This window comes from Spirillospora sp. CA-128828, from assembly GCF_050945415.1.
GTDB lineage: Bacteria > Actinomycetota > Actinomycetes > Streptosporangiales > Streptosporangiaceae > Spirillospora.
The window spans coordinates 8,201,032-8,224,882 of the sequence record NZ_CP191986.1 but is presented as its reverse complement, the minus strand read 5'-3'; the positions used below and the strand labels follow the sequence as shown (position 1 = coordinate 8,224,882).

General features: G+C 71.5%; 18 protein-coding genes. 5 read left to right on the top strand and 13 right to left on the bottom strand.

Annotated elements, in window-relative coordinates; translation table 11 throughout:
- Positions 1-156: 156 nt before the first annotated feature.
- Positions 157-1,719: a Rieske 2Fe-2S domain-containing protein gene (locus ACQPXG_RS39575; protein WP_433464268.1), complete on the top strand. Its 1,563-nt coding sequence runs from the start codon at positions 157-159 to the stop codon at positions 1,717-1,719.
- Between the two features lie 348 nt (positions 1,720-2,067).
- Here the strand turns inward: ACQPXG_RS39575 and ACQPXG_RS39570 are convergent, their stop codons facing one another.
- From ACQPXG_RS39570 to ACQPXG_RS39530, 9 genes are all read right to left on the bottom strand, one after another.
- Positions 2,068-2,988 carry a hypothetical protein gene (locus ACQPXG_RS39570; RefSeq protein WP_433464267.1) on the bottom strand — a complete coding sequence of 307 codons (921 nt, stop codon included), beginning with the start codon at positions 2,986-2,988 and terminating at the stop codon, positions 2,068-2,070.
- Positions 2,989-3,101: 113 nt separating this feature from the next.
- On the bottom strand, positions 3,102-3,836 hold the full coding sequence (locus tag ACQPXG_RS39565) for a sugar transferase (protein WP_433464266.1): 735 nt from the start codon (positions 3,834-3,836) through the stop codon (positions 3,102-3,104).
- 2 nt (positions 3,837-3,838) lie between these two features.
- The gene (locus tag ACQPXG_RS39560; protein ID WP_433464265.1) at positions 3,839-5,158 is read right to left on the bottom strand and encodes a lipopolysaccharide biosynthesis protein; all 1,320 of its coding nucleotides are present in this window, start codon (positions 5,156-5,158) and stop codon (positions 3,839-3,841) included.
- Positions 5,155-6,450 carry an O-antigen ligase family protein gene (locus ACQPXG_RS39555; RefSeq protein WP_433464264.1) on the bottom strand — a complete coding sequence of 432 codons (1,296 nt, stop codon included), beginning with the start codon at positions 6,448-6,450 and terminating at the stop codon, positions 5,155-5,157. Before ACQPXG_RS39555 ends, ACQPXG_RS39560 begins: the two co-directional genes overlap by 4 nt.
- Entirely contained in the window at positions 6,447-7,667 is a 1,221-nt protein-coding gene (locus tag ACQPXG_RS39550) for a glycosyltransferase (protein WP_433464263.1), read from the bottom strand. Before ACQPXG_RS39550 ends, ACQPXG_RS39555 begins: the two co-directional genes overlap by 4 nt.
- A gap of 7 nt (positions 7,668-7,674) precedes the next feature.
- Positions 7,675-8,847: a polysaccharide biosynthesis protein gene (locus tag ACQPXG_RS39545; RefSeq protein WP_433464262.1), complete on the bottom strand. Its 1,173-nt coding sequence runs from the start codon at positions 8,845-8,847 to the stop codon at positions 7,675-7,677.
- A 2-nt stretch (positions 8,848-8,849) separates the two neighbouring features.
- The gene (locus ACQPXG_RS39540) at positions 8,850-9,995 is read right to left on the bottom strand and encodes a DegT/DnrJ/EryC1/StrS family aminotransferase (RefSeq protein WP_433464261.1); all 1,146 of its coding nucleotides are present in this window, start codon (positions 9,993-9,995) and stop codon (positions 8,850-8,852) included.
- A 3-nt stretch (positions 9,996-9,998) separates the two neighbouring features.
- Complete coding sequence (locus tag ACQPXG_RS39535) at positions 9,999-11,366, bottom strand: hypothetical protein (RefSeq protein ID WP_433464260.1); 1,368 nt, start codon at positions 11,364-11,366, stop codon at positions 9,999-10,001.
- A gap of 108 nt (positions 11,367-11,474) precedes the next feature.
- A complete protein-coding gene (locus ACQPXG_RS39530; RefSeq protein WP_433464259.1) occupies positions 11,475-12,137 on the bottom strand; it encodes a response regulator in 663 nt (220 codons plus the stop codon).
- 268 nt (positions 12,138-12,405) lie between these two features.
- Here ACQPXG_RS39530 and galE point away from each other — a divergent pair, with 268 nt between their 5' ends.
- The gene (gene galE, locus ACQPXG_RS39525) at positions 12,406-13,410 is read left to right on the top strand and encodes a UDP-glucose 4-epimerase GalE (RefSeq protein WP_433464258.1); all 1,005 of its coding nucleotides are present in this window, start codon (positions 12,406-12,408) and stop codon (positions 13,408-13,410) included.
- 87 nt (positions 13,411-13,497) lie between these two features.
- Here the strand turns inward: galE and ACQPXG_RS39520 are convergent, their stop codons facing one another.
- From ACQPXG_RS39520 to ACQPXG_RS39505, 4 genes are all read right to left on the bottom strand, one after another.
- Positions 13,498-15,384 (bottom strand): cutinase family protein, encoded by a 1,887-nt coding sequence (locus ACQPXG_RS39520; protein ID WP_433464257.1) that lies wholly within the window; start codon positions 15,382-15,384, stop codon positions 13,498-13,500.
- Position 15,385: 1 nt separating this feature from the next.
- Positions 15,386-16,558: a serine hydrolase domain-containing protein gene (locus ACQPXG_RS39515; protein ID WP_433464256.1), complete on the bottom strand. Its 1,173-nt coding sequence runs from the start codon at positions 16,556-16,558 to the stop codon at positions 15,386-15,388.
- Between the two features lie 212 nt (positions 16,559-16,770).
- Positions 16,771-18,660 (bottom strand): BTAD domain-containing putative transcriptional regulator, encoded by a 1,890-nt coding sequence (locus ACQPXG_RS39510; protein ID WP_433464255.1) that lies wholly within the window; start codon positions 18,658-18,660, stop codon positions 16,771-16,773.
- 155 nt (positions 18,661-18,815) lie between these two features.
- Entirely contained in the window at positions 18,816-19,544 is a 729-nt protein-coding gene (locus tag ACQPXG_RS39505; protein WP_433464254.1) for a TetR/AcrR family transcriptional regulator, read from the bottom strand.
- 1,555 nt (positions 19,545-21,099) lie between these two features.
- On the opposite strand from ACQPXG_RS39505, the gene ACQPXG_RS39500 reads away from it, so the two are divergent.
- The 3 genes from ACQPXG_RS39500 (at position 21,100) to ACQPXG_RS39490 (ending at position 23,842) form a co-directional block, all read left to right on the top strand.
- On the top strand, positions 21,100-22,134 hold the full coding sequence (locus tag ACQPXG_RS39500) for a hypothetical protein (protein ID WP_433464253.1): 1,035 nt from the start codon (positions 21,100-21,102) through the stop codon (positions 22,132-22,134).
- Between the two features lie 175 nt (positions 22,135-22,309).
- On the top strand, positions 22,310-22,780 hold the full coding sequence (locus tag ACQPXG_RS39495; protein WP_433464252.1) for a nuclear transport factor 2 family protein: 471 nt from the start codon (positions 22,310-22,312) through the stop codon (positions 22,778-22,780).
- A 213-nt stretch (positions 22,781-22,993) separates the two neighbouring features.
- The gene (locus ACQPXG_RS39490; protein WP_433464251.1) at positions 22,994-23,842 is read left to right on the top strand and encodes an SDR family NAD(P)-dependent oxidoreductase; all 849 of its coding nucleotides are present in this window, start codon (positions 22,994-22,996) and stop codon (positions 23,840-23,842) included.
- The last annotated feature ends 9 nt before the right edge of the window (positions 23,843-23,851 follow it).

Below are 23,851 nucleotides of genomic sequence, written 5' to 3'. Positions count from 1 at the left end.
AGCGGTCATCCACCCAGAGGGGTAAACTCGGCCCTTTGACGGGGCGTCTCAGCCGTAATAACGGTGCCTCCGGCGCATTTCTTTCATGCCGGTGGCGTAGCCGCTTTGCGTATTCCGGCGGGTGTGCCGGCGGGCCCCCGGAGAGACAGTCTGGACATGCCGACGGTCACATTTATCGGACATGCGGGGGTGGCGGTGGACGCGACCGCGTTCCACCTGCTCGCGGACCCATGGCTCGCTCCGGACGGGGCCTTTCTCGGGGCCTGGCACCAGTACCCGAGAAACGATCACCTCGATGTCGCCGCGTTGCTCGGCGCCGACTGGGTGGCGGTCTCGCACGAGCATCTAGATCACTTCGACCCATGGGTCATCGAGCGCCTTCCCGCGCGGACCAGAATCCTCATTCCGTGTTATCCCGGACCCGCCTTCCGGGAGCGCATGACGGCCGCCGCCGGTGGACGTCAGGTAATCGAGATCCAGCCCTGGGATAAATTCCCGCTCGACAATCGTGGGTCGTGGATCACCGTCATTCCGGAACTGTCGCCGATGTGCCATGACGCTGCCTTTCTGATCGTGGCGGACGGCCGTGGGATCCTGCACTGCAACGACGCCCGGCTCACCGCCGCGCAGGCCCGCCGGGCCAAGCACATGGCGGGCGGCCGGCTCGACCTGATGGCCCTGCAGACGTCCGGGGCGTCCTGGCACCCGATCTGCTACGAGTACCCGGCCGCGGAGATGGCCGAGGTCTCGATGGCCAAGCGCGTCTCCAAGCTGCGCGCGGCGCAGCGGCTCGTCCGGCAGACCGGGCCCGAGCTGGCGGTTCCGTTCGCCGGCCCGCCCTGCTTCCTGGACGCGGAGGTCGACCACCTCAACTGGGTGCTCGGCCAGGAGGACGGCGCGTTCTGCGACCCGGAGATCTCCACCGCCTGGCTGCGCGAGCACCTGCCGGGGCAGCGCTGGGAGTGCTTCAAGCCCGGCGACGCCGTCGACCTGGACACCGGCGAGATCACCCGCGACCCGGTCTCGGCGGAGTTCTCCTTCGCCGACGCGGACCGGGACGCCTACCTCAAGCGGTACGCCGCCGACCGCGCCGACGCCATCGCGGCGGTGCTGGCGGACTACCCTGAGCCCGGCCCGGACCTGTTCGACCGGTTCACCGCCCACTTCACCTACCTCGGCGGGCTCAGCGACTACTTCCTCCGGCAGATCGCCATGATCGTCCGGTTCGAGATCACCGGCCCGGGCGGCGGCGTCTGGGACGTCGACTTCGCGCCGGACGGCCTCACGGTGTCGGCGGCGTCCCCGGACGTCCGCCCGCACTACCGGATCACCACCGCGGCGCGCTGGCTGGACGCCGTGCTGACCGGCCGGATGGCGTGGGAGGACCTGCTCATCTCCTTCCGGCTCAGCCTCTACCGCGACCCTGACGTCTACAACGACTACCTGGTCGGCCTTCTCAAGCACGCCAACGCCCCGGCGCTGAGCGCCGTCGAGGCGTACGAGACCGGACGGGACGAGAGCGAGCGCATCACCGTCGCCTGCGACGGCGCCCGCTACGACATCCCGCGCTACTGCCCGCACGCCGGCGAGGACCTCTCGATCGGCGCCGTCGTACGCGACGGCCAGATCCACTGCCTCGCCCACAACTTCGCCTTCGACCTCGCCACCGGCGAATGCCTCAACGCCCGCGCCGCCAACCTCACAAGCAGGCGCTGTTAGCCGAGTCCACCCAGTGCGCCGTGTCCACGCGGGGGGCGACCCCGAGTGGACACGGCGCACCGCGTGGCGGAGGTCACTCGCGGGGTTACAGGGTTGTCACGAATGGTGAGACATCGCATGTCCGGAACAGGGTCTTAGATCAGGGCGTGTTACGTTTTCTGCTTGCTTGTCCGGGGGTTTGAAGGGGTGCGCGGGGTGAACCGCAGGAAGCTCGGCCTGGTGGTCGTCGTGTTTGTTCTGGCCGTTGGTGTAATGGAGATCCTGGCCCTGAAACTCGGGTCATTGGAGTTCCCGGTCCCGTCGAACTCCCAGCACCCGGCCGTCGCGGACCAACCCGGTCAGTGACCCTCAGCGCGCCGCGTTCCGGGCCTTCATGAGGCTCTGCAGGTCGGGGTGGGCGCCTCCGGAGGCGTCCGCCAGGGAGGGGCAGGCCCACTCGTCCTGGCGGCCCCAGGAGTAGGAGATCTCCAGGAGGGGACGCGGTGTGAGCCGGTCCCAGCGGGCGAGGATCCTGCGGAACTGGGACTGCGTCGGCATCCAGTACTTCCGGTCGCCCTTCGAGCAGCTCTGCCCGAACGTCTGCAGGACGGGCGCGACCTTGGCGCGCGGGATGCCGGCGTCGTCCGCCATCCGGACCATCCGGTCGATCGCCCCGATGTCGCAGTGCTCGCGGGTCCTGTCGGAGCCCTTGCAGGGGTAGGGGTCCAGGCCGACCAGGTCGACGCCGACGCGTTTCGGCGCGAGCGGTCTCATCGGCCAGTCGGTCAGCGAGATGAAGGAGACCTGGCCGGGCGCGTTCCGCTCGATGTAGCCGGCGCGGCGGCGGATCTCGCCGGCGATCTTCGGGCAGTCGCCGGTGTTCGGCTCGTCCGACAGGTACCACCCGTACACCTTCGGGTCGCGCCCGAAGCGCTGGACGGCCCGCTGGAACGCGTCCCAGCCGAGCTCGAAGTCGCCGCAGGTGAAGTTGCCGACCCAGAGCAGCGCCTGCATGCCCGCCGGGACGCCGGCGACGAGCGCCGGGTCCGCCTTGACGTCCACCAGGTCGTAGCCGAGCGCCTGGAGCCGCGGGTAGTCGGACGGCTCGGTGTTCAGCGCGATCCGGCGGGTCTTGCCCGGGTCGGCGGCCGGCGTCCCCGGCGTGGCGAGCGGCCCCCGGTACGGCTCGTACCCGGACGCCCTGTGCCGCAGGTAGAACAGGAACCCGGCGGCCAGGGCGACCGTGACCGCGACGACCATGATCTTGAACCGGGCGTCCCGGATGTCCATGACGCGTTACTCCCCGGATGTTGCGGGCGGACGACCGCAGCGGAGCGCCAGCGAAGCGAGGCTCGTCTGGTCGCTGCTGCGGGGGTCCGGGGGTCGCCCCCCGGATGAGCAGGTCAGGCGGCGGAGCCGGGCTCCTCGGCGGTGCGCGCCGCCTTGTCCTGGGCGTCCTTGACGACCCCGGCGACGTGCACGGGAAGGGGCGGGATCGGGATGCGGAGGATGTGCTTGACGGTGTCCCAGAGCGCGCCGAGCGTGGCGCGCATCGACGGGTCGCGCAGGTAGACGGCGTCGACGGAGACCCGCGCCGGGACGATCCGCTCGATGTAGTTGACGAGATCGACCTCCTCGCCGGGGCCGAGCACGTCGAAGTCGCGGAACCGGACCTCGGACACGCCGGTCAGGCCGGGCCGGTGGTCGAAGATCCAGCGGCATTGCCCGTCGTAGTGGACGGCGAGGTCGTAGGTCTCCGGGCGCGGCCCGACCAGCGTCATCTGGCCGCGCAGGACGTTCACCAGCTGCGGCAGCTCGTCCAGCGACCACCGGCGCAGCAGCTTGCCCACCTTCGTCAGCCGCGGGTCGCAGTTGGCGGTGACGGTGAGGCCGCCGACGCCCTGCCGCATGGTCCGGAACTTGTACATGGTGAACGGCCGGCCGCCCTGCCCGACGCGCGTCTGCCGGAACACGCCCGGCCCCGGGCTGGACAGCCGCACCAGCGCATAGATGATCAGCAGCGGGACGCTGAGGAGCAGCAGCCCGGTGAGCGCGCCGGCGACGTCCAGCACGCGGCGTGCGGCGGACGGGGGGACGCCGTCGGACGGGTCGACGGGACGGCTCGCGAGCTCGGACATGGTCACCCCTTGTTCTCGGGTGCGGGGGGTTCGGATGCGGTGTTCCTGACGTGCTGGAACCAGACCAGCAGCGCGGCCGTGGTGGCGACGAAGGAGACGGACGTGGCGACGGCGGCGCCTGTCGCGCCGTGCGTGGGGATCAGGACGGCGCCGAGGACGACGACGACCACGAGCCCGATGCCCTGCCCGGTGGACGCGGCGCCGGGCCGTCCGACCCCGTACAGGTAGGCCATGACGAGCCCGGTGACGCCGAACGTGACGACGCCCGCCAGCCGGATGTAGGTGGGCACGACCGCGTCGTCGAAGACGTCCCCGAAGATCCAGGGCAGCGCGGTCCCGGCGATGAGGGCGAGCGGCAGCGCGGCCAGTGCCGACACGCCGAGCGCGGGCAGGATCAGGCGGGACGTCCGTTTCGTCGCCGTCTCCCGGTCCTCCTTGGCGAAGTCCGGGTACAGGACGTAGTTGACCGCGAGCCCGGGAAGCTGCACGAGCTCGGCGAACTTGCTCGCCACCGTGTAGACGCCGAGCACCTTCGGCCCGGCGAGGGCGCCGAGCAGCGCCATGTCGAACCGCAGTTGCAGCAGGTCGATGAGCTGGCCGAGGTAGCCGCGGAACCCGTATCCGGCGATGGACCGGCCGAGCCGCGGGTCGGGCCGTCCCCACGCGGCGAAGAACCCGCGCCGGGCGAGCCGCCGGGCGATCCACGCGGCGGCGGCGACGTCGGCGAGCACCAGCCCGGTGATCAGCGCGCCGGGCCCGTACCAGCCGGTCAGGATCACGAGGTAGATCGGCAGGAACACGAACTCCTCGACGGCGATCGCGAGGCTCGCGCCCGGCTGGTCGTCGGTCCCCTGGAGCATGCCCTTGCCGACCGACACGAAGCCCTGCGTGAAGGACGGCGCGGCCGCGGCGACCGCGATCCAGATCCCGAACGACTTGAAGAACACCAGGTAGACCAGCGGGCTGAGCGCCAGCCACCCGACCCCGGCGATCGTCGCGCCGATCACGGTCAGCCAGGCCAGCGTGGGCCGCACCCGGCTCTGGTCGTAGTCGCCCCGGGCGAGGAAGAACGGCGCCGCGCCGGGCAGCCCGGCGCTGGACAGCTGGCACAGCAGCCCCGGCAGGATCCGGACGAGCGTGAACGCGCCGACGAGCTTCGGCCCGCCGATCCGCGCCACCATGATCGTCGCGAGCCCGAGCGAGGCGAGCGCCCCGACCCGCCCCGCCATGTTCCCCGCCACCAGCGCGAACAGCCTGCGACGCAACCGGCCGGCCTCCGCCTCGGACGCGAGAACGGCGGGAGACTCCTGGGTGTCCGTCATCGGGGTTCGTCCCTTCCGAAGAGATCGAGGGCGGCGATCACGCCGAAGAACGCCCAGCCGTGGCGGTAATGGAGGGTCTCGTAGAAGAGGCCGGAGACGAGGAAGACGGCGACGAGCGCGCCGAACAGTTCGGGCCGCGGGACGAGCCGCGCGTACTCGCCGGTCAGCGCGTCCCGCCGGGCGATCCGCACGCACCTCAGCAGCAGCGCGAAGACCAGCACGATGAGCGCGACACCCCCGAGGAAGCCGCGTTCGAGGACGGCGGCGACGTAGTCGTTGTGCGCCTCCCGTACGTACGTCTCCTGCCGCACCAGCATCTGCTTCTCGGTCTGGCCGGGGCCGATGCCCCACGGGTGGGGCTGGTCGTCGATCATCTGGAGGGTGGTGGCGAGGACGGTGCTGCGCGAGTTCGTGCTCTCCCCGGTGGTCCGCCCGATGGAGTCGCGCAGGATGGGCGACGCCTGGCTGGCCTGGTCCAGGAGCGGCTGGACGTCGACCTGCGTGACGACCGCGACGCCGGCCCCGCCGACGAACACGGCGAACGCGCCGACGGCGATCGCGTGGTGGGCCTTGCCCTCGCGGAACAGCCGGAACAGGTAGCCGAGCAGGATCGCGATGACCAGCGCGAGCAGCCCGCCGTTCGAGCCGGTCAGAAGCTCGGCGGCGAGCAGGATCCCGCAGACCGCCCACCGTTTCCGCGGCGTCTCCGGGAACCGGGTCGCGCGGGCGATGAAGAAGACGCAGATGAACCAGTTGGAGGCGTAGTTGGCGTCGCCGAACGTGAACATGGCGCGTTCGCCGTCGATCTGCTTGCCGGACAGCGCCTCGATCCCCAGCACGAAGCCGACGATCATGACGAGGGCGTAGCACGTCCCGATCCAGACGAACGCGCGGAGCGCCACCTTCAGCAGTGCCGGGTCCCGGCCGAGGTTGGCGACGCAGACCGCCCACAGCAGCACGAACAGGTCCTTGACGAGGGTGAGCGCGCCGGCGTCGTTGACGACGGCGGCGATCCCGCCCGCGATGATCGTCAGCAGGGTCGGGATGAGGAACGGCCACCGGACCGGCAGCCTCCGGGTGCCCGCCCACAGCAGCGTCGTCGCGGTCAGGCCGACCAGCGCGAGATCGGGCAGCCCGGTGTTGCCGGGGCCCGGCGGCAGGCCGGCCGGCATCAGCATCGGCAGCGAGGCGATACCCGCGACCAGCACCACGGTCGTCAGCCGCGTGCCGCGCCTGAGCGGCGGCGCGGGCTGCTCGCCGTCGCTCGGCCGTGCCTCGATCATCGCGGTCATGGGCGGCTGGAGTTTCCTCGGTAGGTCTCGTCCAGGACGGTGCCGAGGTGCGCCGGCGAGAACCATTCGCCGACCCTGGCGCGGGCGCGGGCGGCCATCCGCGCGGCCGCGGACGGGTCGTCCAGCAGCGCCGACACCGCGGCGGCGAGACCGTCCGGGTCCTCGGGCCGGACGAGCATCCCGGTCTCGCCGGCGAGCACGAGGTCCTGGTTGGACGGGACGGCCGTCGCGACCAGCGGGATCCCTGCCCCGATCGCCTCGACGAGCACGCACGGGAGCCCCTCCCAGCGGCTCGCCATCGCCATCACGTCGAACGCGGGCAGCACGTCGGCGACGTCGTCGCGGTGCCCGAGCCAGCGCATCCGCTCGCCGACGCCGAGCCTCGCGGTGAGCTTCTCCAGCTCGTCCGCCATGGGGCCGCCGCCGACCCAGAGCCCGAACACGTCGTCCGGCAGCCGGGCGATCGCCTTCGCGAAGATCTCCGGGCCCTTCTGGAACGTCAGCCGCCCGACCGACCCGACGACCTTCACGCCGAGCGGCAGGTCGAGGCGGCGGCGGGCCTGCGCGCGGGAGCCGGGCGCGGACGCGTAGGCGTCCACGTCGACGGCCGGCCACGACAGCCGCACCCGTTCCGGTGTGGTCAGGCCGAGCCGCAGCGCCGTCGTCACCGTCTCCGACCCGATCGCGAGGAACGCGTCGGTGCGCTTGGCCGCGATGCGCTCCAGACCTATATACATGCGGCGCCGCGCCCGCGACTGGAACTCGTTGAACGGGAACCCGTGCCACGTGTGCACGATGCGCGGGACGCCGGCGCGGGCCGCCGCGACGCGGCCGATCACGCCGCCCTTCGCGCTGTGGGTGTGGACGACGTCGTACCGTCCCTCCGCCAGCACCCGGGTCAGCGTGCGCAGCGCGGCCAGGTCGTCGCGCGGCGAGATCTGCGGCACCAGCGGCCCCACCTGGACGATCTCCATCCCGGCCGCGTGCGCCGCGGGAGTGAGGTCACCGGCGGCGGCGTTGGCCACGGCCTCGTCCCCGAAGAGGACGCCGTTGCCGGTGGACGAGGCCGTGCTGTCCATGCCGACGCCGCCGGTGACGATCGCGCGCTCGTAGTCGCCGTCCGGCAGCGCCAGCGCGCCGTTCAGCGCGACCTGGCCGGCGCCCCCGTTGAACCGGGTGATCACCGTGGCGACTCTGAGCTTCCTCGTGGTACTCATGCACACCTCACAGGCCGGGCGGACCGGGGTCGCACCCCGCACCGCAGAGGCAGGACGGTCCGGGCGGCGGCGGCTCGCCGGACGGCTCCGGGCGCCGGACCGGGTGGTACTCGGGCAGCAGCCGGCGCAGCAGCAGCCGCACCGCGCCGTCGTCGCCGGCCCCGGCCGCCGCCTCCAGCTCGTCCAGCAGCCGGGAGAGCCCCGCGGGCGGCGCGGCTGGACGGGTCGCCCAGATCTTCGGGTGGGCGGTGCGGATCCGCGGCTCGGAGTCGGCGAACACCTTCTCCGCGAGCTTCTCGCCGGGGCCGAGCCCGCTGAACCGGATCGTCACCTCCGGCAGCCGGAGCTGCTCGGCGTACCGGTGCACGAGGTCGATCACCGGGACGGGCCGGCCCATGTCGAGGACGAACGTCTCCGCCTCCTCCGACATCGCCGCCGCCTCGATCAGCAGGCCGGCCGCCTCCTCCACCGTCATGAAGTGGCGGGCCACCTCGGGATGGGTGATCGTGACGACCTCGCCGGAGGAGATGCGGTGCGCGAGCAGGCTCAGCAGCGGCCCCGCCTCGCCGAGCACGTTCCCGACCCGGACGGCGGCGAAGCACGTCGGGCCGCCGATCGCCGTCCGCAGCAGCAGCTCCCCGAGCCGCATGGTCGCGCCGAGCACCGACGTCGGGTCGGCGGCCTTGTCGGACGAGACGAACACGAGCCGCTGCACGCCGTGCCGCACCGCGGCGTCGATCACGTGCCGGGTGCCGAGGACGTTGTCGGCGACGCCCCGGCACGGGTTCCGCTCGACCTCCGCCAGCACGCTCCGCCCGGCCATGTGGAACACCAGGTGGGGCCGGGCCTCCCCGAAGACCCGGTCCACTCGCCGCTCGTCCCGGACGTCCGCCCGGGCGAGCGCGGCCCCGGCGATCTCCCTGCCGAGCCGCCGCAGGCCGTCGCCGTCCTTGTCGACCAGGCACAGCGCGGCCGGGCCGAGCCGTTCGAGCTGGTGGCACAGTGCCCGGCCGACCGTCCCGCACGCCCCGGTGACCAGCACCCGCCGGCCCCGCACCAGCCGCCGCCCGCGCCGCCCCGCCAGGACGACCTCGTCGCGTCCCATGAGCAGGGCGAGCGGGCTGACGGGGACCGGCGCGGGGGTCCCCGGGCGGCGGCGTCGCGGGTGGAACCTTCGCACGGTCAGCTCCGGGTCCGCAGCGCCTCGGTGAGTGCGGAGACGACGCGTTCCAGCCCGTCGTCCGTCAGCCCCGGGTACAGCGGGAGCGACAGCAGTTCCGCGCCGACCCGGTCGGTGACCGGCACCCGCGCGCACTCGTCCGCGCCCAGGATCTCCAGGTAGGCCGTCATCTGGTTCGCCGGGATGAAGTGCACGGACGTCGCTACGCCCGCCGCCTCCAGCTCGGCGCTGATCTCGTCCCGGTCCGGGACCCGCACCTGGTAGAGGTGCCAGGCGTGCCGCACGCCGTCCAGGTTCCGCTGCGGCAGGACGAGGCCGGGCAGGCCGCGCAGCGCCTCGTCGTACGCCGCGACGATGCGGGCGCGCCGCTCCTGCCAGCCGGGCAGAGCCGCGAGCTGCGCGCGCCCTATCGCCGCCTGGACGTCGGTCATGTTGGCCTTCAGACCGACCGTCTTCACGTCGTACCGCCAGCTGCCGCCGGGCATGTACCGCTTCCAGGAGTCCTTGCTCATCCCGTGCATCCGCATCGCGCGGACCCGGTCGGCGAACTCCTGGTCGCAGGACGCCACCGCGCCGCCCTCGCCGATCGGCATGTTCTTGGTGGCGTAGAAGGAGAAGCACGCCGCGAACGACTCCGACCCGACCGGCTTCCCGCCGCGCGCCGCGCCGGGGCCGTGCGCCGCGTCCTCGACGACCCGCGTCCGGTCGAGGCCCGCCGCCTCCACGAGCGCGGCCACGTCCACCGGGTATCCGCCCTGGTTCTGGACGATCATCGCCCGGGGCTCGCTCCTGGCCGCCGCCGCGGCGACCGTCGCCGGGCTCGGGACCAGCGTGTCCTCGTCGATGTCGACCAGCACCGGCCGGTGGCCCGCGTGCAGGATCGCGTTGATCGCGCCGCAGAACGTGAGGCTCGGCGTGAGCACCGCGGAACCCGGCGGAAGGTCCAGCGCCCGCAGGCACAGCTCCAGCGCGGTCGTGCACGAGGCGACCGCGACGACGTGCGCGGCGCCGAGATGGTCGGCGAACTCCTGCTCGAACGCGGCCGTCTGCGGCCCCGTCGTGATCCAGCCCGAGTCGAGCACCTTGACGACGGCGTCGGACACCTCGCCGGACACCGACGGGATCGTGAACGGAACGGACGAACTCATCTGCTACCCCTTGATCTTCCGGGACGTGGCGACGACGCCGAGCAGCGGCCAGCCGGACGCGGCGACCAGGTCGCGGACCGTCTCCAGCCCCGCCGCCTTCGTCACCGGGCCGACCACCACGACCACGCCGACCTCCTCGTCCGAACCCGGATCGATGTCCTCGAACGCGTGCACATGACAGAGCCGGCGCACCGGGACCGGCTGGGTGACCTCCGACGGGGACACCTCGGCCGGCTTCTTCGTGATGACGGCGGTGCCGCCGGCGCGGACCACCGACGTGCTCTTCCCGCCGCCGCCCCCGGGCCCGTTGCTGTTGAGGGCCGGCCCGTCCCCGTCTCCGGAGCCCTCGTCGCCGTCGCCGGACCCGGACCGTCCCGGACGGGCCGTGACGACCTTCGTGTCGTCCCCGTACACCGCGGACGCGATCGACGACACCAGGTCCGCCGGCAGCGGGCCGGGCGCGCCGACCAGCGTGACCCGCCCCACGCCCTCCTTCTTCGCGGCGAGCCGGACCCGGCGGCCGAGGTCGGCGAGCCGCGCCGGGCCCGCGTCGGCCCAGCCGAGCAGCGGCACCCCGAGCCGCCGCGCGACCCGCCGCTGCCCCGGGATCGTGGGACGGACCATCTCCGTCACCACCGCGATGAGGATCCCGCCGATCAGCCCGACCAGGCCCGCGATCGCCGCCATCATCACCACCGGGTCGGTGCGCGGGGCCAGCACCGCCGGCTGCACCACCGACGCCGTCCCGGCCGACGACAGCTGCGTCTGCAGGTCCGACCGGTTCGACCGCAGGTCGGTCAGCTCCGCCTGCACCCGCTCCCGCTCGTTCGCGGCGCCGATGTCGGGGACCGGCTGCGCGCCCGCCCGCCGCGACAGCGGCCCGAGCTTCTTCTCCAGCGCCCGGATGCGCTTGTCGATGTCGTCCATCTGCTGCCTGATCGAGCCCTGGTTGGACTCGTTGATCTCCTTGACGACCGCGGCGCCGAGGGCGTCGGCCAGCCGCCGCGCCACCCCCGGGTCCCGGTCCTTCACCGACAGTTCGACGACCGTGGACGTCCCGAGCCCCGTCACCCCGATCGCCTTCGCGGTCTTCACCGTCGACCGGTCCACGTGCTGCTGCCGCAGCACACCGCTCAGCAGGTTCTCGCTGGTCGCGAACGCCTTCACCTGGCTGACCACGATGGACACGCCCGCGTCCCCGGGCGCCGCGTCGGTCGCCTTGCTGCTCGCCTGCAACCGCGTCCCGGCCACGTACGGCGGCTCCTGCCCGCTCATGGCCAGCCCCACGAGCACCAACGGGAGAACCGTCATGACCAGCAGGAGCGACCAGTAGCTCCGGACCACCCGCGCGGCGACTTCGTCGATCTCCACGATCTTCCCTCCGGCTTCGTCACGGCGAGCGTAAGAAGCCCCTCAGCCGGAGCAATCGCCCAAAAGACGACCCCGCCCTACGCCGTTTGCACCAGGGCCACCGGCGGATCAGTCGTCCGGCATGGGGCGCATGCCGGCGCGCATCGCGAGGGTGATCGCCTCCAGCGCGGAGTGCAGGTCGAGCTTCGCCAGCAGGTTCTGCGTGTGGGTGCGGACGGTGTTCGCCGACAGGCCCAGCCGCTCGGCGATCTCCGCGCGGCCGAGGCCGTCCACCATGCACTGCAGGACCTCGCGCTCGCGGGGCGTCAGCTCGGCGAGCAGGTCCGCGCCGTCCGGCTCGCCGCCGTCCCGGGTCAGCCTCCGCAGCACCTCGCCGAGCGCGTCCGGCGGGATCCAGCCGCCCTGCCGCGCCGCGGACCGGATCACCCGCGCGACGAGGTCGGCGCTCTCGGTCTTCTCCAGCCAGCCCACGGCGCCGCGCCGGACCGCCCGCACCATCGCGTCCATCCCGCTCATCGCGGTCAGCACCACGACCCGGACGTCGGGGTACCGCTCGCGGACCCTGTCCAGGACGTCCAGCCCGCTCTCCGCGCCCAGCGTCAGGTCGAGGACGAGCACCCGCGGGCGCTCGGTGGCGGTCAGCGCGAGTGCGCGCCGCACGTCGGCGGCGATCGGGAGGATCACCAGATCGGGCTCGCGCCCGAGCCGCGCCGCGAGGGCCTCGGCGAAGAGCGCGTGATCGTCCACGATGAGGACGCGGATCGGTTCCATCCACCGACCATGACCGCTGCGCGGGCCCGGCGGATCCTGCAAACGCTGTACTTCGTTTCGGCCGTCCGATTGCCGCGCCGGCCCGATCGGCGATCTTCGCTGGTGACGGCGCGGGGGAGGACTCGTGCGCGGACGCCGCGCCCCCCGCACCGGTTCACCCGCGTCCGGACCCGGTCACCTGGAGTGCGGGGCGTTGACCGTCCGCGTTCGCCTGCTGATCCTGTGGTCGAAAGCTCAAGGGGACGCACTGGCCTGCAGGGGAAGCCACATGAAAGTGCTGATCACTGGGGGAGCCGGGTTCATCGGCAGCACGATCGCCTCCGCCTTCGCCGAGCGCGGGGTCACTCCCGTGGTGCTCGACAGCCTCATCACCGGCCGGCAGGAGTTCACCGCCGGCAAGATCTTCTACCAGGGCGACATCGGGGACGGTGAGCTGGTCGACAAGATCTTCCGCGACCACTCCGACATCATCGCGACCGTGCACTGCGCCGCGCTGATCGTGGTGCCCGACTCGATGACGGACCCGCTGCGCTACTACCGGGTCAACCTGTCGAAGACGCTCGATCTCGCCGGCCACCTCGTCCGCAACGGATGCGACCGGATGATCTTCGCGTCCACGGCGGGGATGTACCGCCCGGAGGCCGACCTGTCGGTCTCCGAGACGTCCGAGCTCGAACCGCAGAACCCCTACACGCGCTCGAAGATGATGGCCGAGCTGCTGCTGGAGGACTTCTGCGAGGCGTACGGCCTGCGCGTCATCTCGCTGCGCTACCTCAACCCGATCGGTGCCGACCCCCGGCTCCGCACCGGCCTGCAGAACAGCAAGCCCACCCATGCCCTCGGCAAGATGATCGAGTGCTACTCCCTCGGCGTCCCCTTCAAGATCACCGGGGTGGACTGGGAGACCCGGGACGGCACCGCGATCCGCGACTACATCCACGTCTGGGACATCGCCCGCGCCTTCTACGAGGCGGCCGCCCGGTTCGACGCGATCATCCCGCCGGTCGGGGAGCACGCCCGCTACGAGGTCGTCAACCTCGGCACCGGCGACGGCACCACCGTCCGGGAGCTCGTCGCCGCGTTCCGCGAGGTCGTCGGTGACTCCTTCCGGGCCGAGGACGCCCCTGCCCGCCCCGGGGACGTCGTCGGCGCCTTCGTCGACCCGGCGAAGGCCTGGGACGTGCTCGCCTGGAAGCCCGAGTACACCATCGAGGACGCCATCCGTCACTCCCTCCAGTGGGCCGACCGCCGGCGCGAGCTGGACGTCGCCTGACCCACCCGAACAGGCCCGTCCGGTCCTCCCCACACCTTCCGCGGGAGGCCCGGACGGGCCGGCTCAGTGTCCTCAGGACGGTTGGGATCAGGCTGTTTCGATGCGCTGGGCGAGCCAGGCCTCAAGGACCTCCAGCGCGGGGCGTCCGGTCTTGTCGACCGGCTCGGTGCCGTACATCACGTGCCGGCGCGTGCCGTAGAACACCGCGGCGTCGATGCCCTCGTCGACCACATGGCGCGGGTCGAGCCGGGTCTTCAGCAGCTGCTTGAGCGTGCCCTTCGGCAGCGGCACCCCGGCGACGTCCAGGCCGTGTTCAGCCAGGTCGGCGATCTGGGGCATCAGGGAGAGCAGATCGACGCCGAAGAAGTCGTTCAGCGACTTGGCCGGGTTCGTGGCGTCGATGACCGGTGGCCGCTTCGGGTCGAAGTTGTCGAGCTTGTTCTGGATGGCGCGCAGGTCGCGCGTGATCCGGACCCAGTCGACGCGGTCGAGGATGACCAGGGCCTCCCCGACGGCCCGCTCCGGCGAGCCGGGCGGCCACATCGCCAGCAGCGCGGCGAGCGGGGTGAGGTCCACCCGGTTGGCGGTCTTGGCCAGCGGCATCAGCCGGTCCTCGATCGCGACCAGGGAACGGTACAACCCCCGCACGTCGCCCCGCTGGGCGTACGCGGGCACGGCCTGGGCGGCGCGCTGGATGCCGCGGTAGTCGATCCTGCTGATCCCGCCGATGACGTTGCTCGCCTGGGCGAGCAGCGCGACCGGCTGGAGGCCCTGGATGACCTTGGTGACCTTGGCCACCTGGTCGGCGGGCAGCCCGGTCAGCGGGGCGGCCTTGGCGGCGGCGGCGAGCGCCGCCCGCGCCAGCCCGGCCGTGTCCCCCGCCTTCGCGGCGGCGCTCACGGCGTCGAGGTCGTTGGCGAGCCCCACCAGGTCGGTTCTGGACAGCGCCTGGAGCACCTGGCCCGCGATGTGGTTCTGCGAACCGGGCGGGGAGTTCAGCAGTGCGTTCACCAGGACGGGATTGGCGACCGCGCGGGTGAGGGTCTGCAGTGGGCCGACGAGTTTCGTCAGCTCGCCGGCGGTACGGGCCGCCCCGGCGGTGTCCTTGCCGCGCGCCTGGCCGGTCAGCGTCCGCAGGCCGTTCGGAACGGCGGCGAGGTCGGCCGGCCTGCCGCCGGCGGTGCCGAGGTCGGTGGCCAGTTCCTGCTCCGTCGACTGCTGCATGTTGGCGATGCCGACACGGCTCAGCACGGTGCCGAGAGTGGCGGTGAGCTTGTTCTCCTCCGGCAGGGCGCAGTACAGGTCGCCCTTGAGGCACACGTTCGCGACCCGGCCGGACAGTGCACCGAAGCCCTGCGGCCGCGGTCCGGCGAGGCCCCTGGTGCCGGGCAGCGGATCGCCGAGGTTCACCTCGCCCTTGGTCCCCTTGGCCGGGTCGGCGACGCCCCCGCCCGCGATGTACGAGGCGGCCGGGACGGGGCCCTGCCCGGCCCCGATCTGGGCGGCGACGTCGCCGTTGACGTGCGCGCCCTGGCTGAATCCGAGCCCGACGAACCGGGTGCCGGGGCAGTCCCGGGAGATCTCGGTCATCGCCTTGCGGGCGTTGTCGATCCCGGTCTGCTTCGAGTCGTTGTAGGTCACGCCCTGGTCGAAGGCGGTCGCGTTGTAGCCGACCCAGTACGAGGAGATCCGGTCTCCGAACCGTCGCTCCAGCGGTTCGGTGATGCCGCGGAGCATGCCGACCGGCGTGTCCGGGTCGGCGTTCATCGTGGTCTCCCAGGTGCCCGGCACGACGATCAGTTTGATCGGGGTGCAGGACCTGGCCTCGGACGTCCGGGCCGCGTTGACCGACTCGTCGGTGTTCAACAGCGGTACCGCGGCCGCGGCGGCGACCGCTCCGGCCACCGCGACCGCGATGGCCGGTCTGCGGTAGCGCTGGAATATCGGCTTCTTGGCGTGCAGGCCGGAACTCATGTCACTTTCCCTTCAACGCGCAGTAGGAGTCCTGGGCCGCCTTGATGACCTCGGAGTCGACCTTGGTGGGGATCATGTTGTAGCGGTTGGTGGCCACGACGGCCTGCTGCTTGCCGTCCGGGCTGGTGTACCAATGGCTGAAATAGCCGAGCGCGGCGCCGTTGTGCATCCACGCCATGCCGCACGGGGTCTGCGCGATGATCACGCCGAGCCCGTAGGGCGTCTTGGCCGACACGACCTGCTGCATCTCCCGCTGCTGCGCGGGGGGAAGCAGCCGCCCCGACGCGAGCGCGCGGGTGAAGTCGGCCAGGTCCTCCTGGGTGGACACCATGGCGCCCGCCGCGCCGAGCACCTGAACGTTCGAGAACGAGATGTCCCGGATCGTGAAGTAGCCGTGCAGCCAGTTCCCGTACAGCTTGGGGTCGGCCTTGGGGAAGGTGGTGTCGGTGAGGCCGAGCGGCTCGATGATCCGGCTGCGCACCTCGTCCGCCGGGTGCCGCCCCGTCGCGGCCTGGATGATCATGCCGGCCAGCACGTAGTTGGTGTTGGCGTAGTGGTACTCGGCGCCGGGCGCCGACTGCGCCTTGTTGGACGTGGCGGCCTTCACCAGCGTGCGCGGATCCCACTGCTTGTACGGGTTGATGTCGGCGACGTAGGAACCCGAGATCCGCAGGTCGTTGATGTAGTCGGGGAGCCCGCTGGTGTGGTTCAGCAACTGCCGGATCGTGATCTTGCGGCCGTCGTTGCCGTTCGCCGCGACCAGGCCGGGCAGCCACCGGTCCACGGTGTCGTTCATGGACAGTTTGCCCTCGGCCTCAACCTGCAGCAGGACCGTCGCCACGAACGCCTTGGTGTTGCTGGCGATGCGGAACTTCGCCTTCGGATCGGCCGGCACGCGCCGGAACATGTCGCCGTAGCCGGCGGTGGCGTACTGGGTGGAAGAACCGCTGCGGACCATGCCGATCACGCCGGGCAGCTTCTGCTCCGACCGGAGCTTGGCCACGCGGTCCTGGAGAACGGCGGCGGCCTGCGGGCCGACACCGGCCTCGGTCTCCGCGCCCGCCGAGGCGACCGTGGCCTTCTGTTCCTGAACGCCCACCGTCACCGCCGTGACGGCGGCGGCCGCCGCGACCAGCGTCGCGCCGGCGCGGAAAACGAACTTCCTACTTCGCATTCGGGTCTCCCCAGACATTCTGACGATCTTGTCGACGACGCTAGTGAGATCCGTTTAAATAACGATGACACGCGAATATCGGGAACAGCCCGTATTCGATGTGGTGAATGCCGCTGAATGGGCATGCCTGTAGCACGCCGCACGGTTCCGACGGCCATTCGGTTCGTCCGGTGTTTTCGGCGTGAGAAATGACGGAGACGGCCGGTGAGGTGCTAGAGACGTGCCGGTGTGCCTCCAACGGCGACCAGGCCGCCCCGGCCCGGGATCTGGGACTCTTCGGCGGCGACCCGGCGCGCGAACAGCGCGAGCAGGCCGTTCAACCGGTACTGGTGGACGGACGGCTGCTGGACGAGGCTCGCGTCCACCAGGTTCTCCAGTGCCTGCTCGGCCCGGTGCGCGGCCCAGCCGAGCGTGGCCGCGAGCGCCCGGTGGCCGGTCTGCCCGGCCGGTGCCATGCCCAGCGCGCGGAACGCGCGCCGCTCGGCGGCCGGAAGCCGGGCGTACGAGAGCCGGAACGCCGCCTCGACGCTGCGGTCCTCCGCCGTGAGCTCGGCCAGGCGGCGCTCGTCGTCGGCCATCCTGCGCACCAGATGGTCGATCGTCCAGGCCGGGCGGCTCTGGATCCGTCCGCCCGCGATGCACAGCGCCAGCGGCAGCCGGTCGCACAGGCCCACCAGGTCCCGCACGGCGTCCGGCTCACGGCCGGCGCGTTCGGCGCCCACGATCCGGGTCAGCAGCGCCTCCGCCGCCTGCCGGGTGAGCGGCCCCAGTGAGATCCGGCGGTCTGCGTCCAGGCCGGCCAGCCGCCGGCGGCTCGTCACCAGCACCCGGCTGCCGGCCCCCGCGGGCAGCAGCGGACGCACCTGGTCGGCGCCGGACGCGTCGTCGAGGACCAGCAGCAGGCGCAGCCCCGCGGTCGCGCTCCGCCAGAACGCGACCAGTTCGTCCAGATCGTCGGAGGCTTGCCCGGCGCCGATCGCCCGTAGCAGCCGGCGCAGGGCGTGCTCCGGGGGCACCGCGTCCCGCCGTCCGCTGTGCCCGTGCAGGTCGACGAACAGGCAGCCGTCCGGGTACCCGTCGCACAGCGCCCGTGCCGCGCGCACCGCCAGCGCGGTCTTGCCTGCGCCCGCCGCCCCGTCCACCGTCGCCACCGTCACCGCCGGCCCCCCGCCGCCGGTGAGCAACTCCAGTTCCTCCTGCCTTCCCACCAGGTCGCCGACATCCGCCGGCAGCTCGTCGGGAACGCGCCGCGCGGGCGGGACCCGCGTGCGTTCCCCGCCACCGGTCTCATCTCGCCGCACGAGGCCCAGGGCCGCGTCGTCACCGCGCAGCACCGCCTGATGCACGCGCCGCAGCTGCTCGCCCGGCTCCACCCCGAGGTCCTCCACCAGCCGGCCGCGCAGTTGCGAGTACGCGGTCAGCGCGTCGGCCTGCCGGCCGCTCCCGTACAGCGCGCGCATCAGCAGCGCGGCCAAGGGCTCGCTGTGCGGGTGCTTGGCGATCAGGGCGTGCAGCTCGCCGACCGCGTCCGCGGACCTGCCGAGCCGGAACTGGCATTCGGCCTTCTCCTGCAGAAGGGTGAGCCTGCGCTCCTCCAGCCGGAGACGCTCCGCCTGCGCGAACGGCCCGGGAAGCCCGGCCAGCGGTTCGCCCTGGAACAGCCCGAGGGCGCGGAGGCAGGCGCTCACCGTGGCCGCGAGATCGCCGGACCTCCTGGCGGCGGCCGCCTCGTCCGCGAACTCGCCGAGCCGCATCACGTCGACCGCGGTCCCGTGGCTGACGAAGCGGTAGCCGCCGTGCTCCCGCGCGATCAGGGTCTCGTGCGAGTCCTCGCCGGGCGTCCCCAGGCAGCGCCGCAGCCGGTGGACGTACACCGGCACGATCTTGCTTCCGGAGCCCGGCGGTTCGGTGCCCCAGACACCGTCGAGCAGCTCCCGCCGGCTGACGGTCAGATCCGGGCGCAGCAGCAGCGCCGCCAGGAGCGCCTGCTGCCTGATGGGGCCGAGGTCGAGGCGGGCCCCGCCGCGCCACGCGCGGACCGGGCCCAGCACGGCGAAGTCGAGCGGGCGGGGGGCCGGGTCCGTCATCGTGCCCGAGGTCATCGCCATCATCAGACCGATCTCTTCGAACTGCCGATCAGGGACGATCCGCGCGCCGTGGTGGGGGAGTAGCGCGGACCGGGCATAACTTTGTGATGGGCAGGCTATAACAATGTGATGGCCGGCCGCCCGGCAACGTCCGAGTGGCGATCGTCACGTCACCGCGCCGGGCGCGGCCGCCGCCCCCGGCGGGGCTCCGGCTCCCGCACGACGGCTCCGACCATCTCGATGTTCAGCAGCGACTGCCCGGCGGACCGCTCGGCGGCCTCCCGGTCGTCCCCGAGCCCGACCAGCAGATTGATCACGTGCGGGCCCAGGATGTGCAGCACGCCGCGGCCCTCCTGGCCGAACACCCCCGTGGCCTCCAGCAGCACGTAGCCGTGGATCATGCACCAGATCTGCCCGGCCACGATGATCGGGTCGTCCCGGCGGATCCGCCCCGCGACCATGGCGCGCCGCACGTGCCGCGGCAGCAGCGCGAAGGCGTCGTTCATCTCGGCCGCGGTCGCGGGCGTGCCCTCGATGGTGAGGTCGTGCCCGAACGACGGAAGGGCCCCCGGCGAGGCGAGCCCGAACATCAGCCGGTACCGCTGCGGGCTGGCCACCGCGAACTCCCGGTACGCCAGCCCCAGAACCAGCAGGTCGGTCACCGGGTCCTCGGTGTCGGGCACCCGCCGCAGGAAGCGCTCGAAACGAGCGAACGCCTCTCGCCCGAGCGCCTCGTACACCCCGGCCATCCCGCCGAAATGCGTGTAGACGGCCATGGTGGACGCCCCGATCTCGGCGGCGAGCCGCCGCGCGTTCAGCGCCTCCGGCCCCTGCTCTTCCAGCAAGCGCATCCCGGCCTCGATCAGCTTCTCGCGGGAGTCCGCCAACGTCCTGGGCATGACAATGTTATAGCCCGTACCGAAGGGCCGAGTATTAATTGAACAACCATGTTCTTTTAGTACTCCGCCCGACGCTCCAGGTATCGCGCCAGACTCTAGCAGACATCATTGTCTGTTTGAGTCCGAGCCGGGCCTGATGCCGGCCGGCCATCACCCCCTCATCCCGGCGGACGCCGCCGAGTCACGCCAAGACGTCGATAGTTACTCTATGTGTTCATTTGGCTACACATCGTTGTAGCATCGCTGTTCATGTGCGAGCAGGTCACGTGTGTGCTGAAGATCATGAAGCGAGCGTGGAGTGGCGGGCGCGTCCGCATCGCCACGGTGTCCGCGGTGGTTCTGGCCGCATCGGCGATGTCGATCGCGCCGGCCGCGGGGGCCGGTCCGGCTCGCTGCGCCTGCGCCGTCGGCCCGTCATGTTCGCGGACGGCGCCACGCGGCGGAATGGCCGCACCGGCTGAGGTTCCGGCTTCCGGCGGCCGGACCGTGCGGGAGGCCCATTCCGGTCGGACGGCGGCCCTCGTGTGGCCGCACACCATTTCCTTGCCAGGAGGCGGCGACGGCGTCGCCCTCAAGTTCAGCCTTTACCGTGGCCTTGGCGGTGGCGTGACGAGTTCGTTCACCCGGGAAGGGCTCGCATTAACTTTCGAGAGCGGAGTGGGTGTCGGCGGATCCTTTTCCGTGGGTTCGGCCAGGCGCCTCCCGGATGGCGGACTTTCCTTCGAGGCGCGGGCCTCGACGAGCGGCCGTTTCCGGCTCATCAGGCCTCCCGACTTCGGCCTGACTTTTTCTCGTGACGGCAGGCTTCGAGCCTATATGGATGCAAAAACTGGCAATTTCCGGACACGTTTCCGGTCCAAGTCACTTCCGCTCATCGGGGGCGGGAGCAAGGGGGCGGCCGAAGCGCCGGCGACCCGGCGGTCATGGAGCCTCGGCACCGAGTACAAGCTCGCCGGCACCTACACCGTCCGGGTTCCCTGGGGAGGCCTCTTCGGCGTGTGGCGGGAGATGTTCGGCGCGGTCCCCGGGGCCGCGGGCTCCCAGGCGCCGCCCGTGCGCTCGGGCGACCTTCTCGGCTTCCTGGCCGTGCTCGGCCGTGCCCTGGTCGGACGTTCCTTCGAGGCTCGCCTTCAAGGCGCCGGGCGCCGGACGGGTGTCGCGGATCGGTTCTCCGGATCGAAAGTACTCCGCGTCCTGCGTGCCCTCCGGGTGATGAGAGGGGGCAGAGGAACTCGTTCCGGCCGTTCTCGGGGAGCGACGTCATCCGCGAGGGTGCCGCGGACCGGTTCGCGCGTCGGACGCTCTCCCGCCGTGCCGGATGAGGAGCCGGCGGTCCGTTCATAAAGAACTTCGCCGCATAAATCCGGAGTCCTGATCGCATGGAGCGGAGCACCTAAATACAAATTTACCCTCGGGGGATTAATGCGGCGGCCTGATTTTGCGGTTCACGGGGCATGTCGTCAACAGCCCCTGCCTGGATTTGAGTTCGGGCACGGGCTGATTACGACCACCCAGTTCGCAGTCGCGAACCAGATCCGCAAAAGGGAGAAATGGAATGAATCGCATCGCTCGTGCAGCGATGGTGGCCACGCTGGCCGTCGGGGGCAGTCTCCTGGCCGTTCCGGCGGCCTCGGCGGCACCCAAGGCGCCGTCGGACATCCACATCTACTACAGGCCCACCTACATCTCCGAGCACGGTCCCGGCGACCTCAACCACGCCGAGGCCAACGGGTCGCACGGCGTCACTCAGAACCTGGGGAACAAGCCGGTCACGACCGGTGACATCAAGCAGATCGTCCACGGCAAGAAGATCGGCCCCGTGACGATCGAGGTGGAAGGCCCCGAGCAGGACGTCGAGGGCCAGGACGCCGCCCAGGCCGAGGCGCAGGAGCAGACTGCCGCGCAGCAGCAGCCGCAGGCGCAGGAGCAGACTGCCGCGCAGCCGCAGGCGCAGGCCGCTGCCCAGGAGCAGCCGCAGGCGCAGGAGCAGGGCGCTGCGCAGGAGCAGCCGCAGGCGCAGGAGCAGGGTGCTGCGCAGGAGCAGCCGCAGGCGCAGGAGCAGGGTGCTGCGCAGGAGCAGCCGCAGGCGCAGGAGCAGGGTGCTGCGCAGGAGCAGCCGCAGGCGCAGGAGCAGGGTGCTGCGCAGGAGCAGCCGCAGGCGCAGGAGCAGGGTGCTGCGCAGGAGCAGCCGCAGGCGCAGGAGCAGGGTGCTGCGCAGGAGCAGCCGCAGGCGCAGGAGCAGGGTGCTGCGCAGGAGCAGCCGCAGGCGCAGGAGCAGGGTGCTGCGCAGGAGCAGCCGCAGGCGCAGGAGCAGGGTGCTGCGCAGGAGCAGCCGCAGGCGCAGGAGCAGGGTGCTGCGCAGGAGCAGCCGCAGGCGCAGGAGCAGGCCGCTGCGCAGGGGCAGCCGGAAGCGCAGGAGCAGGGCGCTGCGCAGGAGCAGCCGCAGGCTCAGGACCAGGGCGCCATGCAGGAGCAGCCGCAGGGGCAGGAGCAGCCCGCCGCCCAGGGGCAGGCCGAGAACCAGGCCCAGAACGAGGGGCAGGTCCAGAACAGGGGCGAGGCGCTGACCGAGGCCCCGAACCAGGGTTAGGAACGGCGCGTGTCCAAGCGACCGTGCCGGACTGGACGAGCCACCAGTCCGGCACGGCCGCGCGCAGCCCACTGATCCGCTGGGTCACCACGGCCGAAGTCGGAGAAGGCCGGCTGCAACCAAGTCTGGTGGGCCGGGGTTCCCAAGGTGTTGCCGACCAGAGGAGCAGCAGGTGATGGCCGAGGGACCTTCGGCGGGAGACGGGCACGCGTCAGGCGATGCGTGGGCGGTGATGGAGAAGTTCTATGCGGCTGAAGCGGCGTATATGGCCGCCGGCGGGTACGGCCGGGCGAGCTATGAGGAGGCTGCGGCGTGTCTGGATCCGGAGGTGGTGCTGCATCAGGCTCCTGGCCTGCCGTTCACGGGAAGCGGGACGTGGCGGGGCCGAGAGGGCATGGAGCGGTTCCTGACCCTGTTCAGTGAGGTCTGGGAGTCGATGGAGTTTCTGGACCAGCAGCACTGGGGCGAAGGTGACACGGTGGTGGTGCGCAATCGGGTGCGGTTCCGTGCCAGGGCCACCGGCCGGGAGGTCGAGACGCTGATCTTGCAGCTGATCAGAGTTCGGGACGGGCGCATGCTCGAATGCCGCCCCTTCTATTGGGATCCGGCTGCCATCGCCGAAGCCTGTGGCTGGGCGAGTGCGTAGCCTCACTGAGGTACTCGCGAACCGTCGGCCGGCGTGAGCACGGCGGGCGGGCCAGGCACGGCCGTCACTGAGCGCCGATGGGGGGCGGCATCGGGACGTCGTGCTCCATTTTCACAATAACCCGGCAGGCGGCGGAAAACATCGTTCCTCGGGTGGATCTTGTCGGGCCTGCGGTTCTCTAGAGTGTGCCCTCGGTTTGATGGGGGTGGCGCGATGGACGTTCTGGACGGCAAAGTCGCCGTTGTCACGGGTGCGGCGAGCGGGATCGGGCGGGGAATGGCGGAGGTGTTCGCCGGCGCGGGGATGCGCGTGGTGTTGAGCGACGTGGAGGAGGCCGCGCTCCATTCCACCGTGACCGATCTGCAGGACGCGGGAGCGGACGTCCGCGGTGTGGTGGCCGACGTGTCGCTGGCCGAAGACGTCACCTCGCTCGCCGAAACCACGCTCCGGGAATACGGTGCCGTGCACGTGCTGTGCAACAACGCCGGTGTCCATGTCGGCAGCAGGCCCAGCTGGGAGAGCACGCTCGACGACTGGGCGTGGATTCTCGAAGTGAACCTGATGGGCGTCGTCCACGGCATCCGGGCCTTCCTGCCCGTCATGATCGAGCAGGACGAGGACGCGCATATCGTCAACACCGCGTCGATGGCGGCTCTGCTGGCGGGCGGCTCGCTCTACGGCGCGACGAAGGCGGCCGTTCTCGCGCTTTCGGAGACCGTTTATCTGGAGCTCGTCGACGGCGGCCTCAAGCCGCGGGTGTCCGTGCTGTTCCCCGGCCTTGTCGACACGAACATCTTCGTTTCGCAACGCAACCGGCCGGCTCGCTTTCCCGATGCGGGCCCGGTCCCGGAAGGCTGGTCCGTGGACGCGGCCCGGCAGGCGTTCAAGCTCGGCACCAGCCCGCGCGCCATCGGGAAGCGCGTCCTGCAGGCCATTCGTGAGGAGCGCTTCTACGTCCTGACGCACCCGGAGTACGCCGAGCACATCGAGCATCGAGTGACGCAGATCCTGAGCAGCGATGACCCGTCGCTGCTGCCCGTGCCGGCGCCGACAAAGGAGTGAACCGCGTCG